Annotated in this window: 7 protein-coding genes; 4 read left to right on the forward strand and 3 right to left on the reverse strand. The window is 72.0% G+C overall.

Going from position 1 to position 6,471, the window contains the following annotated elements; all coding sequences use genetic code 11:
• Positions 1-23 precede the first annotated feature (23 nt).
• Genes JNW87_RS12320 through JNW87_RS12330 form a run of 3 tightly spaced genes read right to left on the reverse strand, consistent with a single transcriptional unit; the run spans position 24 to position 1,662 of the window.
• Complete coding sequence (locus tag JNW87_RS12320; RefSeq protein WP_109801358.1) at positions 24-695, reverse strand: DUF3618 domain-containing protein; 672 nt, start codon at positions 693-695, stop codon at positions 24-26.
• A 20-nt stretch (positions 696-715) separates the two neighbouring features.
• Positions 716-1,129, reverse strand: a complete 414-nt coding sequence (locus tag JNW87_RS12325; protein ID WP_109801357.1) for a phage holin family protein — start codon at positions 1,127-1,129, stop codon at positions 716-718.
• Positions 1,126-1,662: a hypothetical protein gene (locus JNW87_RS12330; RefSeq protein WP_109801356.1), complete on the reverse strand. Its 537-nt coding sequence runs from the start codon at positions 1,660-1,662 to the stop codon at positions 1,126-1,128. The genes JNW87_RS12325 and JNW87_RS12330 overlap by 4 nt, the downstream gene beginning before the upstream one ends.
• A gap of 312 nt (positions 1,663-1,974) precedes the next feature.
• On the opposite strand from JNW87_RS12330, the gene JNW87_RS12335 reads away from it, so the two are divergent.
• The 4 genes from JNW87_RS12335 to JNW87_RS12350 all read left to right on the forward strand — a co-directional run bounded on the left by JNW87_RS12335 (position 1,975) and on the right by JNW87_RS12350 (position 6,299).
• Positions 1,975-2,130: a hypothetical protein gene (locus JNW87_RS12335; protein ID WP_161557797.1), complete on the forward strand. Its 156-nt coding sequence runs from the start codon at positions 1,975-1,977 to the stop codon at positions 2,128-2,130.
• 661 nt (positions 2,131-2,791) lie between these two features.
• Positions 2,792-3,619 carry a DUF5994 family protein gene (locus tag JNW87_RS12340; RefSeq protein WP_109801355.1) on the forward strand — a complete coding sequence of 276 codons (828 nt, stop codon included), beginning with the start codon at positions 2,792-2,794 and terminating at the stop codon, positions 3,617-3,619.
• 20 nt (positions 3,620-3,639) lie between these two features.
• Positions 3,640-4,626: a glycosyltransferase family 4 protein gene (locus JNW87_RS12345; protein WP_375373501.1), complete on the forward strand. Its 987-nt coding sequence runs from the start codon at positions 3,640-3,642 to the stop codon at positions 4,624-4,626.
• Positions 4,627-4,826: 200 nt separating this feature from the next.
• Positions 4,827-6,299, forward strand: a complete 1,473-nt coding sequence (locus JNW87_RS12350; protein ID WP_309233944.1) for a glycosyltransferase — start codon at positions 4,827-4,829, stop codon at positions 6,297-6,299.
• Positions 6,300-6,471 lie beyond the last annotated feature (172 nt).

Consider the following 6,471-nt stretch of genomic DNA (forward strand, 5'->3'; position numbering starts at 1 on the left):
TTACGGAACCCTGGCCAATTTCCTCAGCGGCGTAGATCGTCTCGGCTCTCGCGTGCCTGGCCCTGGACCTGCTGGGCGGCAGCCGTGCCCTGGTGGCGTAGCGCGGATGCGCTCTCGCCTGCTGTCGACTTCACTGATTGCGCGGCTTGTTGTGCTGGCTGCCGGAGGTTGTCCTGTACCTGGTGAGCCATCTGGGTGGCCTGTTGCTTTACCTGACCGGAGTGCTGCATCGCCTTCTGTCTCGCCTGCTGGGCGACTTGCTGTTCACGTTGGCTCGGTGGGATTAGTGACGAGGCGAGCAGCCCGACGCCGAAGGCGACCAAGCCGGCGGCGAGTGGGTTGCCCTCGGCCCGCTCCCGTGTCATCTGCGGCACCGCCTGAGCCTGGTGGGTGACGGACGAGGCGGCATGGGATGCCCGGTCAGCGGCACCGGAAACAGCGCCGGATGTCTGGTGGGCGGTGCCGGACAGGCGTTGACGGGCCTCCGAGGCCGGGTGGCCGCCGTCGTGACGAGCCTTCGTGGCGGTGCCCATCACCTTGTCCTTGATCTGGCCGAAGCGGCCGCGAGCGCGGTCGACCCGTTCGGTCGCGATCCGTCGCGGGTTGGCCTTGTAGGCCAGCGCGTCCACGTCCGTGCTCAGCTCGACCCTGGCCGTTTCGATCTCCTGGCGAATCTGTTCGGGATCGTTCGACATCACGTCTCCTCTCCTGCGGTTCAGCGGCCGCGAAGGGCGTTCGGAATTTCCCGGGCGGTCTGTTGCGTCCGTGGTAGCGGCCGCAACTGCCGCATCTGCTTGCGCGCTCGCGCGACGAGAACGGCTCCGATCACCGCCCATATCGCGCCGACGATCAGGGCGGCCCAGCCCTGGTCCATGACGTTGGACAGGCCCCACCACAACGCGCACGACAGGAAGAACAGGGTCAGCAGGCCGGCGATCGCCGCCGCACCGAACATCCCCGCGACCATGCCCGCCGTCTTCGCCTCCTGGCGAACCTCCGCCTTCGCCAGTTGCACCTCCTGTCGCACCAGCGTGGAGATGTCCCGGGTGACCTCGCCGAGCAGATCACCGATCGAGGCCTGGGACCGCTCGGCGGTGGCGCTGGCACTGTGCGGCCTCGAGTCGCTCACGGGGCCACCTCCCTGCGCTGTACGTGGGCCGTGCCCACTGCTTCGCTGATGGTCTGCCCAGAATCCGGCGACACCTCGGGCGGCATGCCAGCACGCTGAGAGCCCTGACCGGTTGGTTGGCCCTCCCCCTGGCCGCCCTCCTCGTGGCCGCCAGCGGCGACGTTGCGGGTCAGCCGACCCACCAGCAGCCCGGCCACGACGGCGCCGGCGAGGAATGTGCCAGGGTGCCGGCGTGCGTAGTCGCGTACCTCGTTGACCAGTTCGCCCGGTTCACGCGCCTCCAGCCAACCGGCGGCCTGCTCGGCCGTACCCGAGGCGCGGCGTACCACCTCGCTGGCCACCCCGTCCTGCTCGCTCCTGCTGGCCATCGACTGCAGTTCCGCGCCGAGCGAACGAAGGCCGTCAGCCGCGCGCTTCTGCTGTGTTTCCGCCTGCTGCCGGAACTGTTCGGACGCCTCCCCTACCAGGTTTCGCGCCTGCCGGCTGGTCTCGCTCGCGACCTGCTTGCCCTGCCCGGCGGCCTGCCGTGCCATCTGACCGCCAGCCTCTGCCGCCTCATGGCCAACCTTCGTGGCCTGCTCCCGAGCCTGTTGCGGCTTGCCACTCGCATTGGGCGGCGAACCGGAGCCACTCTGGGTCGTCATCCGATCTCCCCTCAAAGAACTTCCGACTAGAACGACGGGCAGCCCGCTTACCCGGCCCCTGCCGGAGGCATGCACCGGGACCGCCGAACCCGGGCACGACATCGTCGATCAGCTGATCCGGCCACCGGTCGGCCGGCGATCGCCCAGACTGGAGACGACCGAAGGCGGCGGCGCGGACGCCGGCGAGCAGAGGGAGACGTGATGACATCGGTTACGCAACGCATCAAGGGACTTCTGAACAGCCCGCAGGCGCGCAAGCTGATGCAGAGCGGGCGACGCCAGGCGGCGAAGCCGAGCACCCAGCAGAAGCTGCGGCAGCTCGCAGGGCGGATGACCGGCCGGCCATCCCCCCGCTGAGGGGGAATGCCACAGAAGGAGGACCAATTGGCCTCCGGACACATCGACCGCATAGTGACTGACGGCGCCTGACCCGGGGTCATTTCGCCCGATGATCGGACTCATCGCCCTCCGACCTCGACCACGGCGCGTGCCACCGGCCACCTGGATCTGAGGCCGGCCCTGACAGCGCGCGGGTCCGGATCGCTCGGGTGAGCCTCGGCCCCTTGGCGCGCGCGACGCGGAGCAACCCGGTCCGGACAGGCGTAGGCTGGGGCTATCCCGGAATCGACGACATCCCACTTCGAGGTGCCCGCCACGCCGGCTCCGCCCGAGGGATGCCATGTCCGTACCCGACCGCACCCGATCTGCAGCGGCCCGCCCGACCGACCGACCTCCCGTCGTCGGAGCATCGGGACCGAGCCGCCTCCCGCCGCCCCGGGCGCCGTTGACCCTCGCCGGCGCGGCCCGGATCGCAGTCTGCGCCGCGACGTTCGCGTTCGTCGCCATGATGGTCGGCACCGTCCGCATCGCCCAGCTGCACCGGCTCCACCTCAGAGGGTGAGCTGAGCAACGGCCCGGCCCCGGGTGGGGTCGGCGAACTGGTATCCCGCCCGGCTCATTGCGCGATTCCGGCGCACGACCCACCGCCACGCCGCGGTCACGGCGATAAGGATCCGACATGATGCCACGTACCGACCCCCTCGCTCCCCCATCGCCGCCATCGACGCCACGCCTACGGATCGAACCGACGCGGTCCCCGCGGACGCTGCTCGACGGCGGCTGGTGGCCCCGCTCGACCGACCCGCTCGCGGAGCTGCCCGGCCTCGTCCTCGCCATCGACCTGTTGCGCGGGCCGATCATCCGGCTGGTCCTCAACGCCGGGATCTGGGACGGCAGTCCGCGCCGCCTTGCCGTCGGCGGCAGGATTCTGCGACTGGGCTACTTCACCAGTCAGCCTGCCGGCCTGCTGACCGCGATCTGCCTCAACAACGACCGGGTGGACCTGCTGGTCGTCCCGCCGGAAACCGCAGGCGACCTGGCCGAGGCAGCGATGGCGCTCGCCGCCACCGCCGGCAACCTGGTCCATGCTCCGCAGCTGCTCGCCGCCGCGGGCAAGCTGTCCGACGCGGGGGTCGACAGCGCGGGCAGGCGTACCTGGGAGACGGAGGGCGGCAGTCTCCGCACCGCCCCCGACGCCCGCGCCACCGTCGCTTCCCGCAGAGCCGACGTCAGAACGGCCGGGAAGTTCGCGCCGGTGGAACCGGTGCTCGCGCCGACAGCACCCGGGCCGAGGCAGCGAAGGACCGACGACGTTCCCACCGAGGGGCAGCCCGTGACAATCGCCCGGCACACCATCATCTCCGCACTGCGTCGGCGCGGTCAGCACACCAGGGCCGACTGGGTCGAACGGGAGCTGCCGGACCAGGTCGACACGGCCCGACACGCCGGGCTGCTCGCGACCCTGCATCTCGATCCGACCGACCTCGCCGAGCCGACCGCCCGGTGAGAGTGGCCCTGCTCGGGCCAGTGGCATGGCGGACCCCGCCGCGCCACTACGGCCCCTGGGAACAGGTGACCGGTCTGCTCGCGGATGGGCTCGCCGCGCGGGGCGTACAGGTGACGCTCTTCGCCACGTTGGACTCGATCACCTCCGCCACTCTCGACGGGGTGTGCCCACGCGGGTACGCCGAGGATCAGAGCATGGACGGGCGGGTCTGGGAGGCGCTGCACGTCTCCCACGCGCTGGCCCGGTCTGCCGAGTTCGACCTCGTGCACAGCCACCTGGACTGGTTGCCGCTGGCCTTCGCCGAGCACTGCCACGCCCCGCTGCTGACCACTGTGCACGGCTTCTCCGGGGCGGGGATCCTGCCGGCGTACGAGAAGAGCCAATCGTCCTACGTCTCCATCTCCGACGCCGACCGGATCTCGGGGCTCGAGTACCTCGCCACGGTGCACCATGGGGTCGACCTGGACGGGTTGCCGTTCACCCCGGACCCCGGCCCCGGGCTGGTGGTCTTCGGCCGGATCCACCCCGACAAGGGCACCCATACCGCCATCGAGATCGCCCGGCGGGCCGGCCGGCCGCTGAGCATCTGCGGCATCGTGCAGGACGAGCGCTACTTCAGCGAGCAGATTGCCCCGCACATCGATGGCGAGAGGGTCACCTTCCACGGCGCCGTGGGCCCACGCCGGCGCGGGGAGATCCTGGGCGGCAGCTCCGCGCTGCTGCACCCCATCGCCTTCGACGAACCGTTCGGCCTGTCCGTGGTGGAGTCGATGGCCTGCGGGACGCCGGTCGTGGCGTACGCGCGGGGGTCGATGTCCGAGGTGGTCGACGAAGGGGTGACGGGGCTGCTCGTACAGACCGTCGAGCAGGCCGTCGAGGCCGTCGGCCGGGTCGCGTCGATCGACCGGGTGGGCTGCCGGGCGCGGGCTCGGCAACGCTTCGGCGCCGACCGGATGGTCACCGACTACCTGGCCGTCTACGACGACATCGGTCGGCGGGAACGCTGATACTGTCCAGGGGCCGACGATTCCCCGTGAATCCGGCCCCGTCCGATCCAGGTTCGCTGCCGGCCCCACCTCCCGCTGACGCGGCGGCCGCCCCGAACCCCGTTCCGCCGGCCATTCACGCTGGCCGACGTGCGCCGTTACCTCGTGAGGCCCGCCCCGTCCCCCCGGTGGCGGCCGACAACCGGAAGGCACGGCACCCTATGCCCGTCAGCTACGGCTTCCTGAGCACCCACCCACCGACCCGGTGCGGACTGGCCACCTTCAACTCCGCCCTCGCCGCCCACCTCACCCTCGGCGGCCCGCCCGGCGGCGTCGTTCGGGTCACCGCCCCCGGCGACGACCAGCGCCCCGAACCCGGCGTCGTACACACCTGGTCGGCGCGGAACGCGGCCGGCTGGCGGGGGGCCGCCACCGCTCTCAACGCCTTCGACGTGGCCGTCGTGCAGCACGAGTACGGCATCTACCCCGGGATCGACGGCGAGGATGTCCTGCCGATGCTGCGCCGGCTCAACGTACCGAGCATCGTGGTCCTGCACACCGTGCTCCGTCAGCCCTCGGCCCGGCAGAAGACGCTGCTGGAACAGATCGTGGCCGTGGCCGGCGCGGTCGTCACGATGACTGACACCGCCCACGACCGGCTGATCGTCGGCTACGCGGTGGACCCGGCGAAGGTTTCAGTCATCCCGCACGGCGCCGCCGACCACGTCGGCGCACCCACGCCGAGGCGTACCCGCCCGCACCTGCTCACCTGGGGACTACTCGGTCCCGGTAAGGGCATCGAGTGGGCGCTGCGGGCGCTGGCCTGGTTGCAGGACCTCGACCCGACCCCCACGTACACCGTCGCCGGCCGGACCCATCCGAAGGTGATCGAGCACCAGGGCGAGGCATACCGGATCGGCCTGCACCGCCTCGGCGCCGAACTCGGCGTCGCGCACGCCGTGGACTACCAGGCCGCGTACCTCGACCCGGCCGCCCTCGGCGCCCTGGTCCGCTCCGCCGACGTGGTCGTGCTGCCCTACGACTCACGGGAACAGGTGACGTCCGGCGTGCTGATCGAAGCGGTGGCCGCCGGCGTCCCCGTGATCGCCACGCCCTTCCCGCACGCCGTCGAGCTGCTCACCGGCGGCCCCGGGTTGGTCGTACCCCATCAGGACCCGACCGCGCTGGCGGCCGCGATCCGGCGGATCCTGACCGAGCCGGGCCTGGCCGCCGGCCTCGCCGGACGGACCCGGCCGATCGCCGCGGAGCTGCGTTGGCCGGCGGTGGCGGCGCGGTACGACGCGCTCGCCGGCCGGCTCCTCGCCGGTCGGTCACCCGCGTCGCCCCGGTGCCGGCGTGACCGCGACGCGCGACCGGCCCCGCGACGACCGCTGCCGCACCGCGGAGCTGGCGGTACCCGCTCCGAGCTTCACGCACCTGGCCCGGCTCAGCGACGACACCGGCCTCTTCGAACACGCCCGGCACGCCATCGTCCGCCGGGAACACGGCTACTGCACCGACGACGTCGCCCGGGGTCTGCTGGTCGCCAGCCGGGAGCCGGAGCCGTCGGCGCAGGTGCTCGGGCTGGCCGAGTGCTACCTGGCCTTCCTGACCCACGCCCAGGACGGCCGCGGCGCCTTCCACAACCGCCTTGGCCACGACCGACAGTGGGCCGACCAGCCCGGTCTCGGTGACTGGTGGGGCCGGGCCCTGTGGGGGCTGGGGACGGCCGCCGCCCGCCACCCGGCCGCCTGGATCCGCGAGGAGGCCCTCGTCGCCTTCAGCTGCGGCGCCGTCCGGCGGTCGGCCGCGCCGCACGCGATGGCCTTCGCCGGGCTGGGCGCCGCCGAGGTGCTGCGTCGCCAT

The sequence above is a fragment of the Micromonospora sp. ATA51 genome, from assembly GCF_016802855.1.
Taxonomy (GTDB): Bacteria; Actinomycetota; Actinomycetes; order Mycobacteriales; family Micromonosporaceae; genus Micromonospora; species Micromonospora sicca.

What these genes read in the sequence shown, in the direction of transcription:
- JNW87_RS12340 (WP_109801355.1), top strand. Translation starts at nt 2,792, where the DNA reads ATGATGCCACGTACCGACCCCCTCGCTCCCCCATCGCCGCCATCGACG.
- JNW87_RS12335 (WP_161557797.1), top strand. Translation starts at nt 1,975, where the DNA reads ATGACATCGGTTACGCAACGCATCAAGGGACTTCTGAACAGCCCGCAG.
- JNW87_RS12350 (WP_309233944.1), top strand. Translation starts at nt 4,827, where the DNA reads ATGCCCGTCAGCTACGGCTTCCTGAGCACCCACCCACCGACCCGGTGC.
- JNW87_RS12330 (WP_109801356.1), bottom strand. Translation starts at nt 1,662, where the DNA reads ATGGCACGGCAGGCCGCCGGGCAGGGCAAGCAGGTCGCGAGCGAGACC.
- JNW87_RS12320 (WP_109801358.1), bottom strand. Translation starts at nt 695, where the DNA reads ATGTCGAACGATCCCGAACAGATTCGCCAGGAGATCGAAACGGCCAGG.